Here is a 26,357-nt window from a genome sequence, read left to right as displayed (position 1 = left end):
TATGGAAATAAATACAGCTTTCACTCTCGGCATTATTTTTTCGACTTACGGTTTTCTGTTCTGCATTTTTGCTTATTATTTGAGCAGCAGATTTTTAAAGCTGAAAGTAGATGAAGTGCACGTATTTTCAACATTCGGTAAACCTCTTTATTCCTACAGCCTAAAAAACGGAGTAAAAATAAACTTTGGTTATATTCCTTTTAATTATGGTCTTAAATTCCATCTGGAAGATTTTTCATTAGATTCTCCTGAAGGAAAAAGATATTTCAGAAATTTTGCTAAAAATATATCTTTGTTGCAGGTGGTCACAATGGTTTTAATTATTGTAGTCGGAAGCTTTGTAAGCCTCATGTATGGATATAACCCGATAACTATTTTCAGAGATTTGGTAGAAAGTTTTTATGATCTTATAGCAGGAAAGCACAGTTTCTCAGAATTTAAAGCAATGGTAAACAGCCAATATATAACATATGGAAAGTATTTTTATCTTTTTTTTGCGGCAATTACGTATTTTGTTTTTATATCCTTTCTTTTGGCATTAGCACCATTTTCGGTCTTTACCAATATACTTGTGATGTTTTTGATTTTAGGATCTTATGTTATAATGGGTCTCAAATATTTTGAACTGCCGATTAGCTTTTATATAGATTTACTGATATCACTTACCGTAAGCGGGTTTTTATATTTTTTATCATTAAGATTTTTCATTAAATAAATTAATTATAAATCTTTATTTACTTTGTTAAGTGAAATGCCTTTGCGAACTTAAAAACAGTAAATAATTAAAAGAAACTTTGCAGACTTTGCGTTAAAAACCTAAAATCACGCAAAAAATTAAACAATTAAGAATAGGTAAGCAAATTAAAGGCAAGCTTAAGAAATTTATTTCTCTTAACTAATCTTAAACCCTTAATCAATCTTAATGGTTAAAATATATAGAAAGTAAATAAAAACTTTGTTTCCTTCGTTAAGTGAATAGTTTATACTGAGCTTGTCGAAGTACCTTTGTGAACTTAAAAACAGTTAGTTGATAAAAAAACTTTGTGGACTTTGCGTTAAAAACAATGTTTTTTCATAAAAAGACAAAAAAACAATAACCAATAAATGGAAACCTACGAAAAAGTATTTGAATTTTTAAGCGATCCTACCAGAGAAACTTTTCTGAAGTGTAGAGAACTCGTAATCAACGATCCGGAATATGATCCTTATTCTGAAGATACAGGAAATGTTCAGAAATTATTAAATGAAGGAAAATTTCAGGAGGTCGTAAAATATGTAAACGTGAATATTTTGCTCAGTCCGGGTGTTCATATCTTTAAATTTTTCGCCTATAAAGAACTGTGCGACGAAAAAGCAATGAATATTGAAATGACCATTGCAAAGATCATTTTTGAATGTATCGAAAAGACCGGTGACGGCACAGAAGATTCACCTTACATTGTTACGAGAATTTCTGATGAAAGAGATCTCATAAGGTATCACTTCAATAAAGAAGATACGATGCAGAGGCTCGTTAAAGGAGAAGATAAAATAATGGATGTTCTCACGCTGAACGACGGTTCCGAAGTTTACTTCGATATTTCTGTTCCTTACCGCAGAATTGCTTTCCCATTCAACAAAAGAAATGCAGAGACAGAAAAAGAAGAAAAAACAGAAAAGCCAAAAAAGAAAAGCTGGTGGAATTTTTTAAGTAAAAACTAATTATGGAAATAAACTCGGCACTTATAACAGGAATTCTTATTGCATCCTACATGTTTCTATTTTGTATTATTCCTTATTATATCAATAAACTTTTATTGAAGGAAGACATACAAGGGATCTCTATGTTGATGCATTTTGGTAAACCTTTATACAGTTACACCTTAAAGAATGGCATTAAAATTAATTTCGGATACATTCCCGGAAGTTCGATAGAATTTAAAGATGAAGAGAATCTGGATGATGAAGAGATCTTAAAAAATGCCCGGAAAAGGTCAAATAAACTTAATTATATCTATCATGCTTTACTTGTTTTTGTACTTTTTTCGGTAGCTTTAATTTTGGGATATAATCCTGTTAAAATTTGCAGAGAGATTTTAGTAATTGCTTATGAACTGATTACGAAAAAGATAGATTATAATCAACTGATTCCTGTTATTGCAAAAAATTATCAGATGTATGGAAGAGTATTCTTTCTGTGCTTTGTTGTCTTATTGCTGATGATTATTTCTTTGCTGTCAAATTCAATATCGTCACTTTGGAAATATTTGGGATTTATAACTATGGGTATTCTGATTGTGCTTTATTTTGTATATGATCTGACTTTTTTTATGTTTCCGTTATCATTTTATATTGATATTTTACTTACAATGACGATAAGTCAGTTTATCTACTTTTTCCTGCTAAGATTTTTTATTAAATAAAACTAAAACTTTTAATTTGAAGAAAAATAACAATAAATTTAGACCTTTGCTCGCTTTGTTAAGTGAATAGTTTATGCTGAGCTTGTCGAAGTACCTTTGCGAAGTTAAAAACAGTGAGTAATTAAAAAAAACTTTGTGGTCTTTGCGTTCAAAACCTAAAATCACGCAAAAATTAAACAATTAAGAATAGGTAAGAAGTTAAGACGAATTAAGAATTTGCAAGCAAATTAAAGGCAAGCTTAAGAAATTTATTTCTCTTAACTAATCTTAAACCCTTAATAAATCTTAATGGTTAAAATATATAGAAAGTAAATAAAAACTTTGTGGACTTTGTGTTAAAAAAACAGTTCAAAAAAACAATAATTTTCGTCAAAAAAGAAAAATAACAATAAATTTAGACCTTTGCTCGCTTTGTTAAGTGAATAGTTTATGCTGAGCTTGTCGAAGTACCTTTGCGAACTTAAAAACAGTTAGTAGTTAAAAGAAACTTTGCGGACTTTTCGTTAAAAAAACAGTTCAAAAAAAATAATAATTTCCATCAAGAAAAATTATAACATAAAAACAAATGACTCAAAATATAGAAAAATTAAACACCGTTCTTAACCACGTCAAAGACACATTTGTCGGAAAAAACGATGTCGTCGATTTATTGGGAATCTGTCTTCTGGCAAGAGAAAACGCCTTTTTATACGGACCTCCCGGAACCGCAAAATCTGCCATTGTAAGGACGTTGGCAAAAACAGTGAAAGACGGAAAAAACTTCGAATATTTATTAACCCGTTTTACCGAACCGAACGAAATTTTCGGTCCTTTTGATATTCGAAAATTAAAAGAAGGAGAATTATTAACCAATACCGAAGGAATGATGCCTGAAGCATCGATGGTTTTTCTGGATGAGATTTTCAATGCCAATTCAGCCATTCTGAATTCCCTTTTGATGGCTTTAAATGAAAAGATTTTTAAAAGAGGAAAAGAAACCAAACATCTTCCTGCGCTCATGTTCGTGGGAGCGAGTAACGTTCTTCCCGAAGACGAAGCATTGAACGCCTTGTTCGACCGTTTTCTCATCAGAATTAATGTAGATTATGTTCATCCCGACCTTCTTCATCAGGTGCTTTTAGCAGGAAGAAAACTGGAAAATAATACCGAAACAGAAACTCCCGAAATTCTTTCCCACGAAATAAAAGAACTTCAGAATTTGTGTAAAACAGTCGATTTAAGACCCATTTACGAAGTCTATTTAAACACCATCATCAGTCTCCGAAATACAGGAATTGCCATTTCCGACCGTAGAGCCGTTAAATTGCAGAACCTTATCGCGGCAAGTGCTTTAATTTGTGGCAGAAACGAAGCGATTTTATCAGACTTATGGGTATTGAAACACATTTGGGATACCGAAGAACAGATTGAAATTCTGGAAGGAATCATCAACAGAACGATTGAAAAAGATGACCATCCGAAATCTCATCCGCAGGCATTGCAAAACAAAACGCCGAACCCTGAAGAAGTGATGAAAGACGTAAAAATCTTAGTCGAAAAATGGAATCAGGGATCTTTGAGTTTTGAAGAGCAGAACGTCATCAAAGATAAATTGAGATATCTTCAGACGAGATGCGAGTGGATCAGAAATCCTGAGCAGAAACAGTACATTCAACAGGAAATTGAAAATCTATGGCAAAAGATTCTTCAAACGGTCTAAAAGAATTCTGGGCAGAAATTCCACGTGCAGATGAAGATGTTCTGGGCTCCATCCGCGACTGGAAAAATGTTCAGATTGCTTTAGAAGAAGATGTGGTCTGGCTGAAAGGTTTTACAGATGAACAGGCGGTTTCATCGGAAATTCAACAGTTACCGAATTTTCTGCTTTATGAATTAAGAGACGGACTTTTATTCAGAAAAGAGGCTCTGGTTCCGAGCAGAAAAATGAGAACGGCTTTGCTTTGGACTCCCATTGATAAAGCTTTGCGATTAACTTTCCCGTCATTCAATAATAATTTTTTCGGAATTGACGGAAAAATTGAAATTAAACTGAAACCGAGCGAAGAAGAGCATCCCGCAACAGCGTTGTTATGCTCAATAAAAGAAATCAGGGAAACCTTAATCACACTGCCGAAATTTAAGCTGGAGAAAATCAACTGGATGGTAATTAATGACAATGCTTTGTTTATCGGAAAACCTTTATTAAGTTTTCCGGGAAAAACATTTTGGTCAAAAGACGGACATCTTTTACCGACAGGTTGCGATTTTGAATTTAAAAACATGAGCTCTTTATTACAGAGAAAATATAACGCAGGTCGCGATCAGTGGCTTTTATGGAACGAAAACGGAAATGTTCTTTACCTAAATAAAGAAGATTTCCGCAAATTATCCGTAAGCTCTTTCCGACTGACTGAAAAATCACAGGAATGGATATAATTGCATATTTCCAATCATATATCAATTATTTCTGGGAGTGGACAACCGACGAAGATGTTCCGGACGACACCCGATATAATGAAAACAACCTTATTTCGATCCCGAATGTAGGCGCAATTGCGTACAGACCCTACGTAATGGAAATTCTTAAGGAACTTAAAGAACAGGGTCTTCCGCCTTTCGGTTCTTTATTGCTTGTTTTGTATGCGCTTCATGATGGCTACTTAAATTTAGACGGCGTTTTTTATTATCTGAACAGACAGAAAGATAATTTTGCGGAAAATGAATCCGATGTAGATCTTGTCATTAAATTTTTAGAAAATCTGAGCAGTATCGGAAGTTCTTTAAAGCGGGGACAGAATAAAATCATTCTTTTACAGACCATTTTTAAAGACAGTCACAATCGGGTTTCCTCTGTAAATTCAGGGTTAATCTTAAAAATATTTGAGACCAAACCTCATATCATCGGCGAAGCTGCTGTTAAAAAGCCTCTGACTTCAATTGCGGTTAACAGAGATATTAAAACTTTAGCGCTTCTTCAGAATAAATTTCCGACTAGAAAATCCATTATCAATGCCATGAAAGGTTTCACAGATATTTCGGAATTGGAAGATGAAGTGGTGGAAGAAGAAACCACCGTTGAAACCGATAAAGATTTTATTCAGGAACTTATTGAAGAGCCGAAAACGTTTCAGGTCGGAAGTTTGATTAAAAGGATCTGGAGCGGTCTGAAAATCCCGATGCGTCATCTTTCGCCCGGAGAACAGCCGATTGGAGGAATCTCGGATATGACGAATAAAGGCGAACTTCACAGAATGCTTTTGTCTGAATTTGCCAATGAAGACGACATTTTCATGAACCGTGTTGCAAACAATGAAGCGTTGTTTATCCAAAGAGAAATTCCGCCCGAAGAAAATATTTTTGAAAGAATTATTTTAATTGATACTTCCCTGAAAAACTGGGGAACCCCGAAAGTTTTGGGGTTTGCATCGGCAATTGCGGTCATCAAACATCCGAAAGCACTTTCAGAATGCAAAGTTTTTGCATTGGGACAGAATATCATCCCGATGTCTCTGGATAATGTGGATGAAGTAGTGGAAAATCTCAATCATGTAAGTCCGGTTCTGGAAGTTTCAGGCGCACTTGAAAAGTTTTTTAATAAAGAACATAAAGAAAAAGATCTGGAAGTTTTTTTCATCACGAATCAGGAAAACTTAAGCCATCAAAATCTTCAGAAAATCATTCAAGAAAACAGAGACCGCCTGAAATTTTTGGTGACGACTTCTGCAAACGGTGAGCTGAACTTTTACAAATATCATAAAGGAACAAGAAAGCACATCCAGAAAATTATGCTTCCGTTGCAGGAACTGTGGGCAAACCCGCCGGAAAGAAGACAGAGAAGGGAAAGTAAATTTTCAGGGAACGGCAAAAAAGCAAATGTTCCGTTCAATTATCCGATTTTGTTTCCTGCGCCGATCAATAAAATCGCAACCTTTCTCTATGAAGGGGAATTTTTTATTTTAAGCAATAAAAAACAGTTGCTGAGAACCTATCTTTCAGACAATTATTACAACCGCAATTATTATGACACGTATAAAACGCATCATGGCTGCGAAATTTTAATTGATGATATTTCCGTAAAGCCAAAAGGTCAGTTTGCGTTGGCAAAAAATAAGCAGGGAGACTTTATTTTATGCCAGTATCAACCCGATAAAAAGCTGATTTCCAAATTAAATTTAAATACTAAAGAATATTCTGAGCTGAATTTGACAGGAAGAAATATACCTATTAAAAGTCAACTTATATACTTTAATAAAAGTTTTTATTTGCATTTGGATGATATTCCTTACAGCAATAAAATTGCTATAGATGGAAATGTTAGTTTTGAAGAGGCATTTGTGAATGAGAAAGAAATTTATAAAAATAATTTAAGAGTTGGATCTGAACTTAACAAATTAATCCACAGTGGATTAAAAATCCTGAATAATTTCCACAATATCGGAATCAATACAGAAAAAAAGCTAGTCATTTCAAATAACGAATTAAACAAATTATATAACGAAGATTCCATCACGTTTTACAGAAATAATGATCCGCTGGAAATCTGTGCGGAGCAGAATAAAAACAAATTTACCTTTTCAGACGGAAGCGAAATTATTACGGACAATCGCGGAATGCTGACTTTTAAAAGCAGCAACAAAAATATCCCCGAATTTTATATTCCTTCCACAGAATATGGAAATCTGGCGTTGGCAACCAACACGGAATTCGGAGGCTCAGAATATTATCTGCCACAGAATACACTTTTGAAAGTGCGAACAATGAAAGAAATGTATGTTGAATATATGGAACGGTTTATAGATCAAATTTGGGAATATGGAACTTAGAATTAAACCCTTTCCGAAAAATAATTACCCCAAAAAAGGACTTTTAATCAAAGGTTCTTCGCCGCTTGTATGGCTTAACGAGATGGAAATATTAGGAATAGATTTACATCAAATTCAGTCGTTCCCGATTCCTTCCACAGAACCGAATATTTTATACGGATGTTTTTTGGTATTTAAAAATCCGGCTCCGAATGAAATTGGCAGAAATTCTTACTTTCAATGTGTAGACAATAGATTTTTTATTCCGGAAAATACGGTCTTTTATCCGAAAGTAAATCCTGAAGAGTGGCAGAATATCGATGCGGAATATCTCATCATGCATCCTGAATTTGGTCTGGTTAAATTAAATGAAGAAATCGACTGGATTTCCATTATTCAGAATCCGGAGATCTCTGAAGATAAAGTAAGAAAACCCTCGAAAGGAGTACAGATTCCTCAGAAAATCGAAAGTTTTACCGTTGAAATGGACGATGAAAAAGTTCTGGAATCTCTCGAAAAGCCGCAAACCGAAGAAGAGTGGATGAAAAATCTTCCGTTTGACATGAAAAAGGTAATGGTGGGAAATAAAAAGGAAATAGAAAAATATTTAAAATATATCGAAAAATATCCGGACAGAGCTGTAGAACTTGGCGTTCCGTTGGATATTATGGGAACTTCGAGAGGAGATGGTTTCGGAATTTTCAAATTTAAAAATTCATGGCTCGAAAAACTGTTTGGTAAAAAAGAGGAAGACAATTTGGATGGAAAATCTTCCGGTAGAAATTACCGTTGGATATTCTGGGTTGTCCTTTTAATGATCGGCTTAGCAAGAGTTTTTATGAATCTTAATAAAGATGGAGCGAAAGAATCTCAATCCATTTCTTCAGGCAAAGTCCAGACTCGGGATAAAACAATGATGGCTCCTGTAGTGGCGTACAAATCAGGAGTTACCGATATTGATATGAAAATCGACTCCATGTACGGAAAAAAGCGGAGAGAACTGATGAAAGAACATATGAGTGCCTCTCTAAGCATGAGCAAACCGGGTGAAAAAAGTTATCAGGAATATCTCAAAAACGGTGGAAGACCGCTTGATAAAATTCAGAATGATATTTTTAAGCTGAATGACAAAACAGATGCGGCAACCGATTCATTAAAAAGAGTATATCGAAAGAAAATTGTAAAATATCTGGCTCAGAATGAAGGGAAAATCAGAGAGAAAATTAAAGATTCCATTCAGAAATCAGGTTCAGGGAAACCTGCCGATGAAGGAGTTGTAAAAACCATTATGAAAAAGAAAGCCATTTTGGTGGAAGATTCATTGGGAAGGCTGTACGGAACGAAAGAACTTCCACAGACTCCGCCTGCTATTTCGACATTGAACGCTGAAAAAAGTAATCCGGAAGAAAAAAGCACCTCTTTTACAGAAATTTTCTGGCTGATTGTTGCGATGACGGGAGCGGTAGGATTGTATTCTTTCTTCGTTAAAAGAAAATCGCTGAATGTAGGCGGTGAAAATGTTCCGGCGGGAACCAAGATTTTCCTAATGATTATTCTGATGGCGATGTTGGCGTACATTTTCTATCCGCTGATCGAAATGTTCGGGTACAACTGGTTTGTATGGATTCTTATTATCGGCATTGTATTGCTTCTTTACCGTCTTTTCAGCGAAGATGAAACCATTTTAAAATCTGATAAGGATGAATAGACAGAAATTTACAGACAAATTTATGGCGGCTTTTTTCATTCTCGCCATCATCAAAATAATCGGAATTCTGGCGCAGCTTTTCCATCAGAGTTTTTGGAGTGTGGTGGGAACTCTAGTGATTTTTGCCATTGTTGCGTTCATCATTTTTGTGGTACTCATGCAGTTGGAAAAAAAGGAAAAAGAAAACAACTCTTCGGGAAAAGGCAGAAACGGAGGAGGAAATTTTTATCTGGAAGCATCCCTTTTCGATAAGATCAGGAATAAATACGAAGAACTGGCTCAGAAATACATCAGTGAAAAAGATTATAAAAGAGCGGCAAAAGTATACATGAACTTGATGAAAGATTACTATCGCGGAGCAAAAACACTGGAAGACGGAGGCTTATACAATGAAGCCGCAGTAATTTTTCTTAAAAAACTGAAAAATAAATCGGAAGCCGCAAACTGCTACGAAAAAGCAAAGCAGTATAAAAAAGCAATCGATTTGTACAAAGAACTCGAACAGAAAGAAAAAGTAGGCGATCTCTACAGGAAAATGAATGATGCCAAAAATGCCAATATCTATTATCAGATGGTGGTGGACGATTATGTAAACAACAGTCAGATGGTAAAAGGTTCTTTAATTTACCGTAAAAAAATGGAATTGCCCGATGAGGCACAGAAAATTCTGCTGAAAGGATGGGAAGAAGACCGTGATGCCTTCAACTGTCTCAATAATTATTTTGCCAATATTTTTGATGTGAAAAAACTCGATCAGCAGATTCAGGAACTTTATCAGAAAACGCCTTCAGAGAAGAAGATTACCTATCTTGAAGCCATGAAGCATGAATTTAAAAAAGATCCGAAACTTCAATCGACCACAAGAAATATTGCCTATGAAATCATCGCCGAAAAAGTAGCAACCCGCTCAGAAATCGTAAATGAACTGAAGCATTTCAATCCGGATGATGAAGTGATCTTGAAAGATATTTCCAGGTATAAGACGGGAAGGAACAGGATATTCAGGAATTGATTTGTTTGTCATTGCGAGGAGCAAGGCGACGAAGCAATCTCAAAGTAAAATGATATAATATAGATTGCTTCACTTTCAGTTCGCAAAGACAAAATAAAAAACTTTTAAGAAAAAGATTTATCTTTGCAACCATAAAATAATGACAATACAAAGAGCACATATCAGTTTAAATCTATGCGATCGCCCTGTACTAAAGGGGTCGTTTGGGTATGAATGGATGATATCTTATGAGGCGAAATGTGCTTGCTTTGAAAATTATTTACTGTAAAACCGTAAAAATTTTATCAAAATACTGCAAAAACGCCTCGATTACCGAGGCGTTTTTTGTGTTTTTAGAGCAGAAATTATTTAGAATGAAAAAAAATAACCATAAAAATGAAAATTATTTAATAACAAATGAACAATTAATAAGAAAATAGAGCGTGATCAGTAACCCGATGAGAGACAGTCATTTAGGTATTTAAGACATCTGCAAAGTATTGCGGACGGAAATTCTCTATTCTAAAATTATTACATAATTAATTGATTTTCAAATATTTAAATGAAAAATAAATTTGCGAGTTAAAAAAAATCATATTTACTTTGCAACCGAAAATTGAAAGCAACAGGTTTTCAAGCCTTTCAAAAAAACATTTTTAAAACAACAAGAATAAAATGAAACAATTACATAACATATCTAATTTATATTCAGGACAACGCGGTACAGAACCGATGGGGCAAAGATATGCTTGTGTTATTCTTCTTGATAGTGAATTTGTGGGAAAAAGGTGCTTATATACATGGGTCAGCTAATGAACTGACACGTCCAGAAATATAAAGCGCCTCCCGAAAAGAGGCGCTTTTTTTATGGTATATGGTTTCTCTAGCTTATTTGGTAAAGCGTCGGTTTGTGGCACCGGAGAACAGGGTTCGATCCCCGGAGATACCCCAAAAATGTGAATAGTTAATAGTGAATTTTACTTCGTAAGTGAATTTAAAAATTGACGAGCAAGACGAATTGACGATTAACAATTCACAAATTAAAAACAATCTCATGGCTCAATTGGATAGAGCATCGACCTGATACGTCGAAGGTTGAAGGTTCGAGTCCTTCTGGGATTACAAAAAGGTTCCGTAATTCAACAGGATAGAATGTTGGTCTTCTAAACCAAATATAGAGGTTCGAATCCTCTCGGAATCACAAAAGGTCTATTGAGGTAATGGTTAACCTTCCCGACTGTCTCTCGGGCACTGCGAGTTCGATTCTCGCATAGACCGCAAAGATTCACGGAAAATTTCGGCTTCGGCTGTCTCCCGGAAAAGAAAATGGAAGTGAATCTGCAAAACTGGAAAGATAACGGTGGTTGTTTACCCGCCTTGGACGCGGGAGGTCGCAGGTTCGAACCCTGCTTTCCAGACAGTTTGCTCCATTAGCATAGAGGTTAGTGCATTCGGCTTTCTACCGAACGACAAGGGTTCGATTCCCTTATGGAGTGCAAAAAGTGAATAGTCAATGGTGAATTTACTTCGTAAGTGAATTTAAAAATTGACAAGCAAAGCGAATTGACAATTGACTATTCACCAAATTAAAAACGATTTCGTAGCTCAATAGGTTAGAGTATCGGTTTCATAAGCCGAAGGTTGAAGGTTCGAGTCCTTCCGAAATTACAGAAAAGTGAATAGTCAATGGTGAACTTTACTTCGTAAGTGAATTTAAAAATTGACAAGCAAAGCAAATTGATAATTGACTATTCACAATTCAAACTAAGTTAATTGTTTCAAAAAGAAAAAAGAAAAGGCTTGTCGAGAGCAGAAGATCTTTAGCCAAAAACACGATATAATATAGACAGGCTTTTTCTTAACTCATTTTGAAGCGAGATAATGAAATTTTTAAACATATTATAAATTTTAGATCAAATAAAGTTTGTCAAAGCGCAGAAGTTCTTACATCAAACAAAAATTAAGACAGACTTTATTTTTAATGAAAATTTAAATAAAAAAGAATAATCAGAATATTGGGAAATTACTCATTACCCATTACTGATTACTCATAAAAACGATGGTTCGCCGAAGTGGAAGAGTCGGGGCGGTCTGCAAAACCGTTGCGTAAGCTGAGTGGGTTTGAAATGTGAAACATTCGTGAATTCAGATAAAAAGAATAAAAATGGTTATGAACAATCCCATAACCATCTCAAATAACTAAAATGAGATTAGTTCCGAAGAAAGAAAAAGTTTGTCGAGCGCAGAAGTTCTTACATCAAACTAAAAATTAAGACAGGCTTTGTTTTTCTTCAAAAATTAAAGATTAAAAAAGTTAGTTGGAAAATATTACTCATTACCAATTACTTATTACTCATGAAAAAAGGGAAGTACGCCGAAGCTGGAGAGTCGGGGCAGACTGTAAATCTATTGCTTCATTGCTGAGTAGGTTCGAATCCTACTACTTCCACCATACCGCTGATAATGTAATGGCAGCATGCAGGAAATGTACTCTTGTTGTTCAGGTTCGACTCCTGGTCAGATGGTCAAAAAAAGTGAATGGTAAATAGTCAATTGTCAATTTAAAAAAATGACTGCAAAGAAATTGGCTATTAACAATTCACAACAAAAACGCTCTATTCGTCTAACGGTTCAGGACGCCTGCCTTTCGAGCAGAAAACAAGGGTTCGATTCCCTTATAGAGTACAGGAAAGTGAAAAGGTGAATGGTGAATTTTGCTCCGCAAGTGAATTTAATAATTGACTACGAAGTAAATTGACGATTGACAATTCACAAAGAAATAGGTTAAATGGAAAGAGAAAGGTCTGTCGAGCGCAGAAGATCTTTAAAAAACATTACAGGCATAGTTTATAAATATAGACAGGCTTTTCTCGAACCTAAAAATATAAGTAATAAGTAATGAGCAATGAATAATTATTGAAGGTTAATACGAATTATAAATTTATAGAAGATAATTTTTATTACTGATTATCAATTACTCATTACTAATGAAATCCGCGGGAATGGTGGAAATGGCAGACACACTTGATTTAGGCTCAAGGTTTTGGGGGTTCGAATCCCTCTTCCCGTACAGAATATAAGTAATCGGTAATAAGCAATGGGTAATAAATTGCAGGCAAAAAATATTACTGATTACCAATTACTCATTACCTATAAAATTGGAAGAGTGGTGTAGCAGGTCTGCACGTTAGTCTGAAAAACTAAAGGTACAGGTTCGATTCCTGTCTGTTCCACGAGATATAAGTAATAAGTAGTGTGCAATAAGTAATGAATTATGCGCAAAAAAATTACTAATTACCTATTACTCATTACTTATAAAACTGATTCATAGTGTAATTGGTCAGCACACAAGACTTTGACTCTTGTTGTTCAGGTTCGAGTCCTGATGAATCAACAAAAACTACTCCGATAGTGTAATGGCAGCATCTCAGTCTCCAAAACTGATGGTATTGGTTCGAGTCCGGTTCGGAGTGCAGGAATGTTAATAGTCAATGGTCAATTTGCTTCGCAAGTGAATTTAAAAAAGCTTTGTGTTCTTAGCTGAGTGAAACGCCTTTGCGAACTTAAAAACAAATAGTAGATAAAAAAACTTAGCGCACTTTGCGTTAAAACAAATATTAAAACAAATACAAAACATGTAGAAAAAATGGAAACGCAACAACAAGTATGGCAGAACATGACAGGAAAAATTTTCCAAAACTCTATCACCCAACTGGTAGAAGAAGCCATCATCCGCGAACAGGCAAATGGACACCGACTGAAGGTTTGTGTAGGTTCAGATTCCCATGTATATGGGGATGCCATTAATTATGCTACGGCAGTAGTATTTATTCGTGAGGGAAAAGGAGCGTTTACCTTTATCAGAAAAGAAAGAGAAATACAGACTATCAGTATCAAAGAACGTATGCTGAACGAGGTGAACAAATCCGTAGAAATTGCTTACGCTATTTGCGCTGTTCTGGATGCTTATGGAGTGGAAATGGAGGTACACGCAGACATTAACACCGATCCGGATTTCAAATCCAATGTTGCCTTAAGAGACGCAATGGGATATATTCTGGGAATGGGATATGTGTTTAAAGCAAAACCTTACGCCTTCGCAAGTTCCAATTGTGCTGATATGATGGTGTAAAATAGCTGGAAGTGGGATGATGGGAGATGGAAGTTTAAAACGCTTCGATTACTTCCCTCATCCAGCTTCTAGCTTCCATCCAAGAAATAAAAACCTTAAAAAATTAATAACCATGTATTTTTTAGTTCAGGCTAATGTATATTTAGATCCCGATCATTACAAAATTTTTGATGCTTTGGAAGAATTAAATATTGATTACAGCGTAATTAATATTCCTCCAACCGCACAAAAAATTGACTTCGAAACAGACCGAAAAGATGTTTTCGTATATGGTTCGGTGACGATTGCAAGATTGGCAAAGCAAAATACAGATTGGTTTCCCGGTTCTTTTTACGGAGGCAATCATTTGTATGAAGTGTATTCCAAATATTATGGTGAAAACCTTCTCAACCACAAAGTTTCCGTACATAAAATTTCAGAAGAATTGATTTGGAAAAAAGATGAACTCAAATTCATTAAACCATACAATGAAGCTAAAATTTTTACAGGAAAAGTTTTCACAGAAACAGAATGGAAAGATTTTGCTTTTGAAGCATTGCAAGATCAAACCAACAGAATTACAGAAGATTCTTTGGTTCAGATTTCTGAAGCAAAACGAACGATCAAAGAAGCAAGACTTTGGATTGTTGGCGGACAGATTATCGATGCAGGATATTATAAATTCAATTATCATGCTCCTTTTGAGGAAAAAGTTTCAGAAGACGGATTGAGTTTCGCCAATGAAATGATCAAACTTTTCAATTTGGAAGAAGCTTTTGTAATGGATATTTGTTTAACCGATAAAGGCTGGAAAATTGTTGAAATCAACTGTATCAACAGTTCAGGATTTTATCCGAATACAAATGTGAAAAGTATTATCAAAGCTTTGAATATTTACTTTTCAAATTAAAAAAATAAGCAATGGAACTAACAAAAAGATTACTGTTTCTGGATGATATACGATATCCTGTTGAAGCGGATCATTATACCAAACAGGATATTTTCCTCAGAAAAGACTGGCATATCGTTCGGAATTACGAACAGTTTGTCAACAGGATTTTGGAAAAAGGACTTCCGGAAATGATCTCTTTTGACAACGATCTTGCCGATGAACATTATTTGAAACCCGATTCTCAGGAATTTGTGGAAAAAACAGGCTACGATTGTGCAAAATGGCTGGTAGAATATTGCATGGATAATTATTTGGATTTGCCACAGTTCTATTGCCATTCCATGAATCCTGTCGGAAAGGAAAATATTGAAAGCCTTTTAAAAAACTTTAAAAAATGGTAATGGATATTTTTAGGCTGATAGATACAGTAATGAAACCTCACAGGTTTTCAAAACCTGTGAGGTTTAAGTAAAAACAAATCAAAAAATTAAAAAAAATGATTTTCAAAACATATAACTCAATAGAAAACGCTTACCAGACCCGCGTAATCGATCAGATCAGGATTCAGGGTTTTTGGGATGAGGTTTTCATCGTGCAGGAGAAGGTTCACGGAGCTAATTTCTCTTTCTTTACCGACGGAAAGGAAATTAAAATCGGCAAAAGAACTGCTTTCATCGAAAAGGATGAAAAATTCTTCAACGCACATCAGATTTTAGAACGTTACAGAAAAAACGTCATCGAAGTATTCGAAAAAGTGAAAAATATTCATCCCGATGTTGAAACGGTTGTGATCTACGGTGAATTGTTCGGCGGAGGTTACAAACACAAAGAAGTGGAACCTGTAAAAGATGCGGTAAAAGTGCAGAAAGGTATTGAATATGCTCCGCACAACGAATTTTACGCATTCGACATTAAGCTGAACGGAACTACTTATCTGGATACCGATGTGGTGAATGAAATTTTCGAAGAAACCGGATTTTTCTATGCAAAAATTCTTTTTCAGGGAACTTTGGAAGATGCTTTGAAGTTTCCGAATGTTTTCGATTCTAAAATTCCGGGCTGGCTTGGACTTCCTGAAATCGAGAACAATAGGTGTGAAGGAACCATTGTGAAAACTTTAAAAACCAGATATTTTGGAAACGGCTCAAGAGTCATTTTGAAAAATAAAAATGAAAAATGGATTGAAAAATCTAAAGTGGTAAGAAAACAGGAAAAAACCGCTCAAAAGCAAATCAGCTTTAGTGAAAAAGCTCAGAATATCTGGGAAGAAATCCAAAAATATGCAACTGTAAACAGGCTAAACAATGTGGTCAGCAAAATTGGTGAATTCGAACCCAAAATGATTGGGAAAGTGATCGGCATTTTTGCTCAGGATATTTTAGAAGATTTTGAAAAAGATTTCCCGAAAGTTTTTACCACCATAGAAAAAGAAGAACAGAAAAGAATCAATAAAAAACTGAATTCTTTGGTCATTGATGTGATAAAAGAAGAGTTAATGACTCTAAAAGTGTAGTTTCGGTAATATATTTACCGGAACTTTTTATGTGTTAAATTGAACCATAAAAGTTAAAATATTTTATTATTAAACGCACTCTTTGTCATTCCGTAGGAATCTAAGCAAAGTTTGTAGAAATAATAAAAAATTATACGCTTAGATTCCTACGGAATGACAAACTGAGTGTAAACTTTATAGTTTATAAAAAATTAGAAAAAATGGTACAGGCAGAAATAAAAAGTCTATTAAAAGAAGACATCAGTATATTAATAAAAGTCCCGAATTCAGCAAAGCATTATCTGTGTGATTGCGGTGAAGCGAGTTTGCTGACGGTGAAAGAAGTACAATCCGTTTCGGCGATATTCATCAGTCATACTCATATCGACCATTTTTCCAATTTCGACGGAATTTTCAGACATCAGATTGGAAGCGGAGAAAAAATAGTGATTTGCGGACCGAAAAATATTCATCAGCAAATTGAAGCAAGATTAAAATCTTACACTTGGAATTTAATTGATGAAAATGCGATTGAATATGAGATTAGAGAAATCGTTTCTAAAGAAGAAATTAATGTCTATAAAATTCGTCCTCCACATTGGAATCTGGAATTGATAGAAACTCAGCATTTCCTTTTTGAAGACGAATATGTGAATGTTGATTTTGCAATTTTAGATCACAAAACAGATTCCATTGCGTATTTATTCAGAGAAAAAGATTCGGTTGCTTTTAATGAAAACGGTTTAGAATTCAAAAAAGGAAAATGGATCAGCGAACTGAAGAAAGCCTTTGAAAACAACGATTCCAAAAAAGAAATTGAAATTGAAGGAACGGTTTATAAAGCCTCCGATTTATTTCACTTTCTGACTCGAAACAAAGGATATAAATTAGGCGTAATCATGGATCACGCAGTCTGCGAGGACAATTATGAAAAGATCAAAACAGTTTTCAGGGAAGCGGATATGGTGTACATCGAAACTTTTTACAAAGATGAAGATCAGGAATTTGCAAAGATCAACCATCACAGTTTTGCTTCTGCATCCGGTAAAATCATGAAAGAATGTGAAGTAAAAGAAGCCGTTCCTATTCACTTTTCAAGACGATATGTCGAAAGCGATCAACTGGAAATTGAAACCGCTTTTTATAAAGCATTTCAGGGAAATTAATTAACCTGAGTTCGTGATAAGTCTTCTTAAACGCAAGGTAAAACAAAGAGTTTCAATTATTAAGAATTCAGCTTTTAAGATATACAAAGGCGTAAAATTGATCAAAGTAATACCATTTTTGTCTTTTTTAAATAAACGAAGTGCCTTTGTTTAGCTTACCAACTTTCAATAAGTAAAAAAATCTTTTGTTTTTCTTTGCGATAAATTAATATGATTTTATAAATCAATTAATTAAAATTATTTATTCAATTAAAATTAAAAAAACTAAAAATAATCATGCAAAATAAATTACCTTTTCATTTCGATATGGAAACGGCTGATCCTGATGATTCGATGACGTTGGCTGTTTTGGCAACGCATCCCAAGGTTCATCTCGCAAGCGTATCCGTACATCCGGGAGGAAAAGATCAGATAGGATTTGTAAAACGTGTTCTGCAAATTCTGGACAGAGAAGATGTCCGCGTCGGTGCAGGAACTCCAAAATCTTCGGCGAGCCGTGTTTCGGGTTTTTACCAAGACTGGATCGGAAAATTTGAAGATTCAGAAGCGGATGATACGGCAGCAAACATTATGGCTGAAACACTCCATCAATTTCCCGATTGTACTTTACTGACGGGAGCAGCACTTACAAATCCGCATTCATTGTGGGAAACCGGAGTTTTCTTCGATCGCTGGTTTTGTCAGGGTGGTTTTGCAGGCGACAATATTGTCCCAAAAGAACATCGACTGGAAAAATTTGACGGAAAAATTACCTGTGCGACATTCAATCTGAATGGAAATCCATTGGCTGCAGAAAAGCTGCTTTCAATACCAATGACTGAGAGACGGATGATCAGCAAAAATGTTTGTCACGCTGCTGTTTTTACAAAGAAAGATGCAGAAATCCTGATCTCCTTTCGAAATGAAAATAAAGGATTGAAGCTATTTCTTAAAGCTGTTGAACTCAAAGAAAAGGCACTTCATGATACTGTGGCAGCTTTATTGGCGATAGATCCATCAAAAGCAGTCTGGGCAGAAGTAATTCCTTACAGACAGCGTGGTGAATGGGGTTCCCGTGAAGTAAAAGAAAGCTCTGGATACAATTCATCATTGATTACAACTCACATTCCGGATTTCAAAGATCTGTGGATGGTGATGAAACCTTAACGAATTAATATTATTAAACTAAAACTGCAATTTTAATCAGCAAGTTTGTCATTCTGACACAGCCTGAAAGGATGCGAACGAAGTTCAGAGAATCTCAACATCAATTATTAGAGATTCTTCACTCCAGTTCGCTCCGTTCAGAATGATAGAGGAAATAGTGAAATATTGTAGTTAAAAACAAACAATTAAAAAAATGAAACCAAACATATTTTTCACAGCAGACCATCATTTTGGTCACGAAAATATTATAAAATTCTCCGAAAGACCTTTTGAGTCTTTAGAACACATGAACGAAGAACTCATCAAAAGATGGAATGAGAAGATCGGTAAAGATGACACCGTTTATCATTTAGGTGATATGAGTTTAGGCAAACCGGATTTCACGAAAGAAATTCTGGACCGGTTAAATGGAAACATTCATTTGATAAAAGGCAACCATGAAGGTGCAGCGTTGACCTATCCAAAACGATTTGCTTCCATCAGAGATTATCACGAACTGAAAATTGATGAGCCTGAAAACAGCAACGGCAAACAGAAAATTATCCTTTTTCATTACTCCATGAGAACATGGAACGGCTCACACCGCGGCGTTTGGCAGCTTTACGGTCATTCGCACGGAACATTACCCGACGATGAAATGGCTCTGAGCTTCGATGTAGGAGTTGATTGTCATAATTTTTATCCGGTTTCTTACGAAGAAGTAAAGGAAATCATGAAAAGGAAAAAATGGACACCGCCGTTTGCACCGAGAAATTAAAAGTTGGGAGTCTGAAGCTTGAGGCTGGAAGTATTTTCATAGTGTGAAACTTCCATCTTCCTGCTCGCATCTTCCAACCTAAAATCAAAATCATGAAAACAACAAACGAAATCGTAATTATCGATTTGGAAGCCACGTGTTGGGAAAACGACAGAATTCCCGCCGGCCAAAAAACCGATATTATAGAAATAGGAATTTGCGAATTAAACAGAACAACGCAGGAAATTTCCAAAAAACAAAGCATTTATGTAATTCCCGAAAGATCTAAAATCAATAAATTTTGTACAGAACTTACAGGAATTACACCGCAGCTCATCGAAGAAAAAGGAATCTATTTCGAAGAAGCCTGCGAAAAAATCAAAGATGAATATCACTCAGCTCAGCTTACTTGGGCAGGTTTCGGAAACTTTGACAAAGAGCAGATCATGGAACAGTGCGATTATCTCGGTATCGAAAATCCTTTTTCCGAAAACTACATCAATATTATGTATCAGTTCAAAAAATACAATGGACTGTTTAAAATGATGGGTTTAAAAAGAGCCTTACATTTTATGAACATGGATTTTGAAGGAAATCATCACAGCGGAGCAGACGATGCTTACAACGCCGCCAGAATTTTAAGAGAAATTTTGAGGTGAATTTGGGTTGAAAGTCTGAAGGTGGAGGCAGGAAGTAAATTACACGCTGTAAAAACTTCTATCTTCCCGCATCCACCTTCCAACCTTTAACAATTAAATAATACAACAATGAAAACAACAGACAACATATTAATTATAGACCTCGAAGCCACATGTTGGGAAGACCGACCGCCGAGAGGTCAGGAAAGCGAAATCATAGAAATCGGAGTGTGCATCATGGATGCAAAAACCGGAAAAATTTCCAAAAATGAGGGAATTTTAGTAAAACCCCAATATTCGAAAGTAAGTCCGTTCTGTACGGAACTGACATCCATTACACAACAAATGCTTGATGACGAAGGCGTTTTGTTAGAAGACGCATTAGATATTCTGAGAGCAGAATACTATTCCGAAGATCTGACCTGGGCAAGTTACGGAAATTATGATCTTAATATGCTTCAAAATCAGGCAAGAAGATTTAATGTAGATTATCCTTTGAGCGATGACCACATCAATGTGAAAACTTTATTCGGAGAACTGCATCCCACGATTCGTAAAAGTGTAGGTATGGCAAGAGCTTTAGGCGAACTGAATCTTACACTTGAAGGGACACATCACAGAGGCGTGGATGATGCTAAAAATATTGCAAAAATTTTGCATTGGTGTTTGCAACAATACTAATATAACAATTCAGTAATCTGAAAAATGTAACGAGGACTTCCTTTCAAAAAGGGAGTTTTTTTATTTCCTTTCCATCCACTCCTCATAAGAAAGCACGCCCAACTCCGGTTTTCCGTCACCATCCAAAACCGAGATAAACTCCAGTTGATTTCCATCCGGATCATTAAAATAAATGGCTAAAGCAGGCATCCATGCAAAAACCATCGGTTTTTCAATGCCGTCTTTCAGAAAATTATAAGGTTTCAGGTTTTTAGTTCTTAAAAACTCAACTGAGTAATTTAAAATATCTTCTTTATCAGCAGTAAAAGCAAAATGCCTTGTTTGAAGATTTTCCTTCTGCTCCCATAATCCCAACATGAATTCCTTGTTTTTTCCGATCCACAAAAAAGCAATTCTTCGGTTTTCTTCTTTATGGGCAAATTCCAATCCCAAGACTTCAGTATAGAATTTTATTGCATTTTCCAGATCACTCACCTGAACATGAGTCTCGTACAATCCTTTAATCATAAGTTTAAAATTTTAATGAAACAAATCTATAAAAACGTATTTCCATAAACCCCCAATTATTAATTCCTTTATATAAAATGAATAATAGATTTTTTCTTTTGGCTGATTGTTAATGGTTATTGGTTGCCTGTTAATTGTCTATTGTTGTTGGTTCAGCGTTATGTTTGTCATTCTGAATGAAGTAAGGCGGAATGAAGAATCTATTTTAAAACGAGTTCTGAGATTTCAGAATAAAAAATCTGTTTTATTAGTGCAAAAATCCGTGCAATTAGTGTTTAAATAAAAATTTTTTTCAAAAAAAATATACTACGCAAAAACACTGCGCAATAGCATTCTTACTTTGCATCAGAAATCAGGGAGAAAGTGATAATCCTGAAATGTTTAACAAAAAAACAGTAACCATGAAATTTAATTTTTTAAGAAAAGAGAATAAAGTAGTAACGAACTACGAAGGTGCAAAAGCTTATACGATGACACCTGCAGAAGAATTGTACAGTGCTGTTGTTACAACAGGATTGTCCAATACCACTTATGAAAAAGGAAATGAAAGACTCACAAGAATTCAGTCCCTGATTCAGAAAAATGATCCTGAATTCGTAGCAAAACTGGCGGTTTACGCAAGAAAAGATATGTATCTGCGTTCCATTCCGTTGGTTTTGACGACCGAATTGGCGAAGCAGACTTCAGGTACAGACTTAGTAAGCAGAACCATCGACGGAGTTATTCAGAGAGCAGATGAAATTACTGAACTTTTGGCGTATTACCAATTGGCAAACGAAAGAACAGATCTTAAAAAACTCAACAAACTGTCAAAGCAAATTCAGAAAGGTCTGGTAAAATCATTCAATAAATTTGATGAATACCAGTTCGCCAAATACAACAGAAAAGCGGAAGTAACTCTGAAAGACGCCCTGTTTCTGGTTCACCCGAAAGCAAAAGATGAAAACCAACAGGCAATTTTCAATAAAATCGTCAACGATTCGTTGGAAACACCTTATACTTGGGAAGTAGAACTTTCCGTTTTGGGACAGACAAAATTTGCCGATGATGCAGAAAGAAAAGCAGCCTTCAAAAACAAATGGGAAGAACTGATTTTCAGTAACAAACTGGGTTATATGGCAACTTTGCGAAACCTCAGAAATATTCTGGAGGCCAACGTTTCTTCGGATGCGATGCAGAAAGTTTGCAGCTATCTTTCGGATGAAAAAGCCGTGAGAAATTCAAAACAACTGCCTTTCAGATTCTTGTCGGCGTACAGAGAACTGAAAAGTATGAAATCACCTTATCTGTCATCAATTCTCGAAGCATTGGAAGATGCGGTTTTGGTGAGTGCCAAAAATATCAAAGGTTTTGGATTCGATACTTCGGTGGTGATCGCGGCAGACGTTTCCGCTTCAATGCAAAAGTCGGTTTCTCCAAGATCTAAAGTTTTGCTGTACGATATCGGTTTGTTGATGTCGATGATGCTGCAGTCACAGTGCAAAAATGTGATTTCAGGAATATTCGGTGACACTTGGAAAAGAGTTCCGATGCCTAAAAACGGTATTCTGAGAAACGTGGATGCATTCTATAAAAGAGAAGGCGAAGTGGGGTATTCCACCAACGGTTATCTGGTTATCGAAGATTTGCTGAACAGACGCGAAAAAGTGGATAAAGTGATGATTTTCACTGATACTCAGCTTTGGAACAGCAACGGAACCCGAAATTCTTTTGAAAATTCATGGAATCAATACAAAAGGTTCCACCCAAATGCAAAATTGTATATTTTTGACTTGGCGGGTTACGGAAGACAGCCTTTGGATATCAAACAAAACGATGTATACCTTATCGCAGGTTGGTCCGATAAAATTTTCGACGTACTGAATGCTTTGGAAGACAAAAAATCTGCCGTAGAAATGATTAAAAAAGTAGTGCTGTAAAAGGCACTGCTTTTAAAATAAAACTAATAAACATTATTTTCAGGAGCTTAATCCCGCTCTCCGCACTCGCTATTTTTAGGATTTCGGCTGTGGCGGCTTTGCCGCCACAGCCGAAATCCTAAAAATGAGCTCAGACAAATGCTGCGATCGGGGCTAAAAAATGCTAAAAATGATACAACTTTTTAACGTTATTGAAATCAATCCCTTTAAATATTCTCAGGAAGACTATGAGATTCCTGAATTATCAGACTCTTCAAGTTCTGAAGAACGGGATGATAGATGGCGAAAAGCTATATCTACTTTAGATCTTAATCTAAAATTAATCGAGGAAGATTCTTATTTCGTAGATATTGAAACAATTGACGATGAAAATCTGAAGATTATTTTAAAAATAATTTTCGATGATAAAGATATAGATATTGAAGAAGAAAATTACTTGATGCTTTTTGATGGAGGAATTCTTTTAAAGAAAGACAATGAACTTCTCCTTGAGCCACAATGTTGTGCAGATCTTGAGGATATCAAAAATTGGGAATATATTTTCGAAAATAGTTCATCAGATTGGTCACAGTTATGGATTGGGCATCCGTGGATTTTCTACAAAAAAGAAAATGGTAAAATTCAATTTTCCGATTATACCGAGGACTTGTTAAATGAATGGGAAAATAGACAATCTGTTTTTGAAGTCGATGAATTAGATTTGCAAATTGAAATTAATAAAATAAAAGAACGGCAAATACATTTCAATGATAGAGTTATTAAGCTTTTGACAGAAATATAAATTTAAAAACCGACGTATGAAATGAAGGTGTTAAGAAAATTAAGCTGTACGAACGTTAAGAAGATTCTACTGTTTGAAATAGGAACAAATTCAAAACGAACAAATGAATAATTATAAATAATGGGAACTATTTTTTACAGAATTGAACAGGATCTTAAAGCGGGAAGAAAGAAAAAAGCCTGCGACAGACTTCGAAATCTGATTAATGAATTTCCCGACGATCTTTCTTTGAGAGACAAACTGGCGCAGATTTACTATGATTCAGGGTTTAAAGATGAAGCCGGAAAGTTTTGGATTTTATCTGAACCTCAGAATTTCGAAATGAAAGAAGCAATTGAAATCTACAGAAATTCATTAAGCAATTCAGGAAATGCTATTTTAAAAGATATCGTTTTTCGGGGAGATAAAACTCAGCTTTCAGATTACGCAAAAAATATTCTGAAACAATTGGAAACAGACAGCTTTAAGAAAACAAAACATATTCCTGATTTTAAAAGAAAGCAAAGAGAAAAAGGAAATTATACGGAATCTAAAGATAGCTTTTTTAGTAATGTAGGATTTTATTTGCTCATTGGAGGAATTATTTTACTTCCATTTTTAGGACTTGTTAAGCTGGGAGAGATTATCGGGTCAATATTTTCAAAATAAATTTTAACTGCGTAAAAAGAATGCGCACTAAGACAATAACTTTGCATCAACAAAAACAGATAACCATGAATTACTATAAAAAATGGCTTAAAGGAACACTGTATTGAGGTTAAATACTCAATACTTATGAAAAAAATTAAAACATTAAAGAAGTCTTTCGGAAGCAATGAATTTGGATTAATTGATTTTCCGAAGAAAATTTCGAATGTGCAGATTTCCAGAATTTTATATGGAAATGAAATGGGGTGTTCTTATTGTTTTCCACATGGTTATGAAACCATTAATTCAAAAGAAATTAAGTTTCAGAGAAACTGGAAAAAATATAGAAAAACCCAATGGAAAACCAAAAAGTGAGTGTCGTAAAACAGAATTACTTCGTACTGAGCAAAGTTGTATTGCAGGTAAAAATCCTGCTTCCGGAATTCGGAATGGTGTAAAAAGAAACACGCAACAATAAAAAATTCTGTTTGATTTTTTACCTTACTTAAAAAAAATTAGCGGTGCCGTAAGAAAAGAATTCCTTCGATTTCCACTTGAACAAGAGTCTTTTCGTTACATTGCCCGGTTTTAAACAACCAATGTCGTCATCATAAGAGATCCATCGTCTTACTTAAAATTTGAATTGATATCAAAAACTCTTATACCATGTTACTTGGTTTTTTTTAAAATAATTTTAACTGCGTAAAAAGATTGCGTACCAATGGAGTAATTTTGCAGTAACAAAAAACAATAATCATAAAAACTTAAAAATAATCGATGCCGTAAGAAAGAGTTCCTTCGAATCCAAACTGAAAAAGTCTCTTTCAAAATTTTGCTCGATTTTAAAATTACTTACAAGTGCCGTAGATAAAAGTTACTTCGATTTGTACAGAGGTTCGAATCCTTTCGCCGAAAGGTGTGGTCGAGTGGTTAAACGGTTTTTAAGACAGCTTTTATCACTGTTTGCCTTGTAATTTTTAAGAAAACTATTTAAAAAACATAAAAAATCAAGTGTCGTTTCAGAATCATACTTCGATATTTAATCTTTGGGTCGCAGGTTCGATTCCTGCCTTCTCTGTTGTAAACGAGATGTAGCTCAGACGGTAGAGCAAAAGCACTGAAAGATTCTCACATTATTACCTTGATTTAAAAAACAAAAGAGTGCCGTAGAAAAGGCTTACTTCGAACAGCAATTATTTAGACCAAAAAAATCTAAAAAACAAGTGCAATTTCCTGAATAACAGTAGGGATCAGGTGCATGTCTGTCTTTTCGCCTTTTGCCTCTTTTTATTGAAAATTTAAAAATATCGGGTGTCGTAGTACAGAAATACTTCGTTCCAAACCGGAAATGCAGGTTCGATGCCTGTCAGTAACTAAAAAACTGTCGTCTAATTTGAGTAAAGACGCCGGAGAAATATCTGTACGAAATTTACCTTGATAAAATAAAGAGTGCCGTTAGAGAAAACTTACTTCGGTTAATCTTAATGATGTTGGTTCGACTCCAGAATAAATCTGAAAATGATTTATAATAAAGAGTTTTCTCGTCTTTTGCCTCTTTTTTAATTTTAAAAACTTACAGATAAGTGTCGTAGAGAAAGGTTACTTCGTAACTATAACGGTCCTAAGGTAGCGTAATTCGGGCGACCGAACTGGTGAGGTTGGGTTGAAAACCAACTGGGCAAAAGTTTTCGAAAGAAAGCGCAAGTCTCTCGCAGATGTAGAATTGCCGGCTCCCTGCCCAAATCGGGTAAGAGCGGCGCTCATAAGAGCAAAAATACC

The 26,357-nt window shown here is 35.1% G+C and carries 22 protein-coding genes and 13 tRNA genes; 34 read left to right on the top strand and 1 reads right to left on the bottom strand.

The annotated features are described in order from the left end of the window. The first annotated feature begins 1 nt into the window (after position 1). The 30 genes from H6W53_RS10920 (at position 2) to H6W53_RS10775 (ending at position 20,744) form a co-directional block, all read left to right on the top strand. Positions 2–715: a hypothetical protein gene (locus H6W53_RS10920; protein WP_185206760.1), complete on the top strand. Its 714-nt coding sequence runs from the start codon at positions 2–4 to the stop codon at positions 713–715. Between the two features lie 389 nt (positions 716–1,104). Further along, positions 1,105–1,701: a DUF4919 domain-containing protein gene (locus H6W53_RS10915; RefSeq protein ID WP_185206758.1), complete on the top strand. Its 597-nt coding sequence runs from the start codon at positions 1,105–1,107 to the stop codon at positions 1,699–1,701. A gap of 2 nt (positions 1,702–1,703) precedes the next feature. Next, positions 1,704–2,402 (top strand): hypothetical protein, encoded by a 699-nt coding sequence (locus tag H6W53_RS10910; protein ID WP_185206756.1) that lies wholly within the window; start codon positions 1,704–1,706, stop codon positions 2,400–2,402. A 565-nt stretch (positions 2,403–2,967) separates the two neighbouring features. Beyond that, on the top strand, positions 2,968–4,101 hold the full coding sequence (locus H6W53_RS10905) for an AAA family ATPase (protein WP_185206754.1): 1,134 nt from the start codon (positions 2,968–2,970) through the stop codon (positions 4,099–4,101). Next, positions 4,074–4,817 carry a hypothetical protein gene (locus H6W53_RS10900; RefSeq protein WP_185206752.1) on the top strand — a complete coding sequence of 248 codons (744 nt, stop codon included), beginning with the start codon at positions 4,074–4,076 and terminating at the stop codon, positions 4,815–4,817. Before H6W53_RS10905 ends, H6W53_RS10900 begins: the two co-directional genes overlap by 28 nt. Continuing rightward, positions 4,808–7,204 carry a hypothetical protein gene (locus H6W53_RS10895; RefSeq protein WP_185206750.1) on the top strand — a complete coding sequence of 799 codons (2,397 nt, stop codon included), beginning with the start codon at positions 4,808–4,810 and terminating at the stop codon, positions 7,202–7,204. Before H6W53_RS10900 ends, H6W53_RS10895 begins: the two co-directional genes overlap by 10 nt. After that, positions 7,194–8,891 (top strand): APC family permease, encoded by a 1,698-nt coding sequence (locus H6W53_RS10890; protein ID WP_185206738.1) that lies wholly within the window; start codon positions 7,194–7,196, stop codon positions 8,889–8,891. The genes H6W53_RS10895 and H6W53_RS10890 overlap by 11 nt, the downstream gene beginning before the upstream one ends. Then, positions 8,884–9,903 (top strand): tetratricopeptide repeat protein, encoded by a 1,020-nt coding sequence (locus H6W53_RS10885; RefSeq protein ID WP_185206736.1) that lies wholly within the window; start codon positions 8,884–8,886, stop codon positions 9,901–9,903. The genes H6W53_RS10890 and H6W53_RS10885 overlap by 8 nt, the downstream gene beginning before the upstream one ends. An 856-nt stretch (positions 9,904–10,759) precedes the next feature. After that, a tRNA-His gene (locus H6W53_RS10880) sits at positions 10,760–10,833 on the top strand. A 97-nt stretch (positions 10,834–10,930) separates the two neighbouring features. Beyond that, positions 10,931–11,004: transfer RNA gene (locus H6W53_RS10875), tRNA-Ile, on the top strand. Positions 11,005–11,010: 6 nt separating this feature from the next. Next, a tRNA-Arg gene (locus tag H6W53_RS10870) sits at positions 11,011–11,083 on the top strand. 5 nt (positions 11,084–11,088) lie between these two features. Beyond that, positions 11,089–11,160: transfer RNA gene (locus tag H6W53_RS10865), tRNA-Asp, on the top strand. Positions 11,161–11,228: 68 nt separating this feature from the next. Next, a tRNA-Pro gene (locus H6W53_RS10860) sits at positions 11,229–11,300 on the top strand. Between the two features lie 6 nt (positions 11,301–11,306). Beyond that, positions 11,307–11,378, top strand: a tRNA-Glu gene (locus H6W53_RS10855). A 98-nt stretch (positions 11,379–11,476) separates the two neighbouring features. Further along, positions 11,477–11,550, top strand: a tRNA-Met gene (locus tag H6W53_RS10850). 697 nt (positions 11,551–12,247) lie between these two features. After that, positions 12,248–12,334: transfer RNA gene (locus H6W53_RS10845), tRNA-Tyr, on the top strand. A gap of 160 nt (positions 12,335–12,494) precedes the next feature. Continuing rightward, a tRNA-Glu gene (locus H6W53_RS10840) sits at positions 12,495–12,567 on the top strand. Positions 12,568–12,878: 311 nt separating this feature from the next. Continuing rightward, a tRNA-Leu gene (locus tag H6W53_RS10835) sits at positions 12,879–12,952 on the top strand. Between the two features lie 90 nt (positions 12,953–13,042). Then, positions 13,043–13,115 (top strand) — tRNA-Phe (locus H6W53_RS10830). An 88-nt stretch (positions 13,116–13,203) separates the two neighbouring features. Continuing rightward, positions 13,204–13,276 (top strand) — tRNA-Gln (locus H6W53_RS10825). Between the two features lie 8 nt (positions 13,277–13,284). Continuing rightward, positions 13,285–13,355, top strand: a tRNA-Trp gene (locus H6W53_RS10820). Positions 13,356–13,528: 173 nt separating this feature from the next. Continuing rightward, positions 13,529–14,014, top strand: coding sequence for a ribonuclease H-like YkuK family protein (locus H6W53_RS10815; RefSeq protein ID WP_029298559.1), 486 nt, complete (start codon positions 13,529–13,531; stop codon positions 14,012–14,014). 112 nt (positions 14,015–14,126) lie between these two features. Next, positions 14,127–14,903 (top strand): ATP-grasp domain-containing protein, encoded by a 777-nt coding sequence (locus tag H6W53_RS10810; RefSeq protein ID WP_185206734.1) that lies wholly within the window; start codon positions 14,127–14,129, stop codon positions 14,901–14,903. An 11-nt stretch (positions 14,904–14,914) separates the two neighbouring features. Continuing rightward, positions 14,915–15,286, top strand: a complete 372-nt coding sequence (locus tag H6W53_RS10805) for a cyclic-phosphate processing receiver domain-containing protein (RefSeq protein ID WP_185206732.1) — start codon at positions 14,915–14,917, stop codon at positions 15,284–15,286. Positions 15,287–15,381: 95 nt separating this feature from the next. Then, positions 15,382–16,398, top strand: coding sequence for an RNA ligase, Rnl2 family (locus H6W53_RS10800; RefSeq protein WP_185206730.1), 1,017 nt, complete (start codon positions 15,382–15,384; stop codon positions 16,396–16,398). A 200-nt stretch (positions 16,399–16,598) separates the two neighbouring features. Next, positions 16,599–17,543 carry an MBL fold metallo-hydrolase gene (locus tag H6W53_RS10795; RefSeq protein ID WP_185206728.1) on the top strand — a complete coding sequence of 315 codons (945 nt, stop codon included), beginning with the start codon at positions 16,599–16,601 and terminating at the stop codon, positions 17,541–17,543. A gap of 276 nt (positions 17,544–17,819) precedes the next feature. Beyond that, positions 17,820–18,689, top strand: a complete 870-nt coding sequence (locus H6W53_RS10790) for a nucleoside hydrolase (RefSeq protein WP_185206726.1) — start codon at positions 17,820–17,822, stop codon at positions 18,687–18,689. A 193-nt stretch (positions 18,690–18,882) separates the two neighbouring features. After that, a complete protein-coding gene (locus H6W53_RS10785) occupies positions 18,883–19,446 on the top strand; it encodes a metallophosphoesterase family protein (protein ID WP_185206724.1) in 564 nt (187 codons plus the stop codon). Positions 19,447–19,538: 92 nt separating this feature from the next. Further along, positions 19,539–20,084: a 3'-5' exonuclease gene (locus H6W53_RS10780; RefSeq protein ID WP_185206721.1), complete on the top strand. Its 546-nt coding sequence runs from the start codon at positions 19,539–19,541 to the stop codon at positions 20,082–20,084. Between the two features lie 108 nt (positions 20,085–20,192). Then, positions 20,193–20,744 (top strand): 3'-5' exonuclease, encoded by a 552-nt coding sequence (locus H6W53_RS10775; protein WP_185206719.1) that lies wholly within the window; start codon positions 20,193–20,195, stop codon positions 20,742–20,744. Positions 20,745–20,804: 60 nt separating this feature from the next. Here H6W53_RS10775 and H6W53_RS10770 read toward each other — a convergent pair whose 3' ends face one another. Next, entirely contained in the window at positions 20,805–21,251 is a 447-nt protein-coding gene (locus H6W53_RS10770; RefSeq protein WP_185206717.1) for a VOC family protein, read from the bottom strand. Between the two features lie 401 nt (positions 21,252–21,652). Between H6W53_RS10770 and H6W53_RS10765 the strand changes: the two genes are divergently transcribed. The 4 genes from H6W53_RS10765 to H6W53_RS10750 all read left to right on the top strand — a co-directional run bounded on the left by H6W53_RS10765 (position 21,653) and on the right by H6W53_RS10750 (position 24,953). Further along, positions 21,653–23,170 (top strand): TROVE domain-containing protein, encoded by a 1,518-nt coding sequence (locus tag H6W53_RS10765; protein WP_185206715.1) that lies wholly within the window; start codon positions 21,653–21,655, stop codon positions 23,168–23,170. Positions 23,171–23,339: 169 nt separating this feature from the next. Next, the gene (locus H6W53_RS10760; protein ID WP_123956596.1) at positions 23,340–23,951 is read left to right on the top strand and encodes a hypothetical protein; all 612 of its coding nucleotides are present in this window, start codon (positions 23,340–23,342) and stop codon (positions 23,949–23,951) included. Between the two features lie 120 nt (positions 23,952–24,071). Continuing rightward, positions 24,072–24,599 carry a DUF6584 family protein gene (locus H6W53_RS10755; RefSeq protein WP_087708952.1) on the top strand — a complete coding sequence of 176 codons (528 nt, stop codon included), beginning with the start codon at positions 24,072–24,074 and terminating at the stop codon, positions 24,597–24,599. A gap of 126 nt (positions 24,600–24,725) precedes the next feature. Continuing rightward, a complete protein-coding gene (locus H6W53_RS10750) occupies positions 24,726–24,953 on the top strand; it encodes a phosphate ABC transporter substrate-binding protein (RefSeq protein WP_087708954.1) in 228 nt (75 codons plus the stop codon). The last annotated feature ends 1,404 nt before the right edge of the window (positions 24,954–26,357 follow it).

The sequence above is a fragment of the Chryseobacterium sp. C3 genome, assembly GCF_014218905.1.
GTDB lineage: Bacteria > Bacteroidota > Bacteroidia > Flavobacteriales > Weeksellaceae > Chryseobacterium > Chryseobacterium mucoviscidosis.
The sequence above is the reverse complement of the archived record's forward strand: the minus strand, read 5'-3'. Positions and strand labels throughout refer to the sequence as shown.

Coding starts and splice junctions, on each gene's coding strand:
- H6W53_RS10920 (WP_185206760.1), top strand. CDS start 2: ATGGAAATAAATACAGCTTTCACTCTCGGCATTATTTTTTCGACTTAC.
- H6W53_RS10915 (WP_185206758.1), top strand. CDS start 1,105: ATGGAAACCTACGAAAAAGTATTTGAATTTTTAAGCGATCCTACCAGA.
- H6W53_RS10910 (WP_185206756.1), top strand. CDS start 1,704: ATGGAAATAAACTCGGCACTTATAACAGGAATTCTTATTGCATCCTAC.
- H6W53_RS10905 (WP_185206754.1), top strand. CDS start 2,968: ATGACTCAAAATATAGAAAAATTAAACACCGTTCTTAACCACGTCAAA.
- H6W53_RS10900 (WP_185206752.1), top strand. CDS start 4,074: ATGGCAAAAGATTCTTCAAACGGTCTAAAAGAATTCTGGGCAGAAATT.
- H6W53_RS10895 (WP_185206750.1), top strand. CDS start 4,808: ATGGATATAATTGCATATTTCCAATCATATATCAATTATTTCTGGGAG.
- H6W53_RS10890 (WP_185206738.1), top strand. CDS start 7,194: ATGGAACTTAGAATTAAACCCTTTCCGAAAAATAATTACCCCAAAAAA.
- H6W53_RS10885 (WP_185206736.1), top strand. CDS start 8,884: ATGAATAGACAGAAATTTACAGACAAATTTATGGCGGCTTTTTTCATT.
- H6W53_RS10815 (WP_029298559.1), top strand. CDS start 13,529: ATGGAAACGCAACAACAAGTATGGCAGAACATGACAGGAAAAATTTTC.
- H6W53_RS10810 (WP_185206734.1), top strand. CDS start 14,127: ATGTATTTTTTAGTTCAGGCTAATGTATATTTAGATCCCGATCATTAC.
- H6W53_RS10805 (WP_185206732.1), top strand. CDS start 14,915: ATGGAACTAACAAAAAGATTACTGTTTCTGGATGATATACGATATCCT.
- H6W53_RS10800 (WP_185206730.1), top strand. CDS start 15,382: ATGATTTTCAAAACATATAACTCAATAGAAAACGCTTACCAGACCCGC.
- H6W53_RS10795 (WP_185206728.1), top strand. CDS start 16,599: ATGGTACAGGCAGAAATAAAAAGTCTATTAAAAGAAGACATCAGTATA.
- H6W53_RS10790 (WP_185206726.1), top strand. CDS start 17,820: ATGCAAAATAAATTACCTTTTCATTTCGATATGGAAACGGCTGATCCT.
- H6W53_RS10785 (WP_185206724.1), top strand. CDS start 18,883: ATGAAACCAAACATATTTTTCACAGCAGACCATCATTTTGGTCACGAA.
- H6W53_RS10780 (WP_185206721.1), top strand. CDS start 19,539: ATGAAAACAACAAACGAAATCGTAATTATCGATTTGGAAGCCACGTGT.
- H6W53_RS10775 (WP_185206719.1), top strand. CDS start 20,193: ATGAAAACAACAGACAACATATTAATTATAGACCTCGAAGCCACATGT.
- H6W53_RS10770 (WP_185206717.1), bottom strand. CDS start 21,251: ATGATTAAAGGATTGTACGAGACTCATGTTCAGGTGAGTGATCTGGAA.
- H6W53_RS10765 (WP_185206715.1), top strand. CDS start 21,653: ATGAAATTTAATTTTTTAAGAAAAGAGAATAAAGTAGTAACGAACTAC.
- H6W53_RS10760 (WP_123956596.1), top strand. CDS start 23,340: ATGATACAACTTTTTAACGTTATTGAAATCAATCCCTTTAAATATTCT.
- H6W53_RS10755 (WP_087708952.1), top strand. CDS start 24,072: ATGGGAACTATTTTTTACAGAATTGAACAGGATCTTAAAGCGGGAAGA.
- H6W53_RS10750 (WP_087708954.1), top strand. CDS start 24,726: ATGAAAAAAATTAAAACATTAAAGAAGTCTTTCGGAAGCAATGAATTT.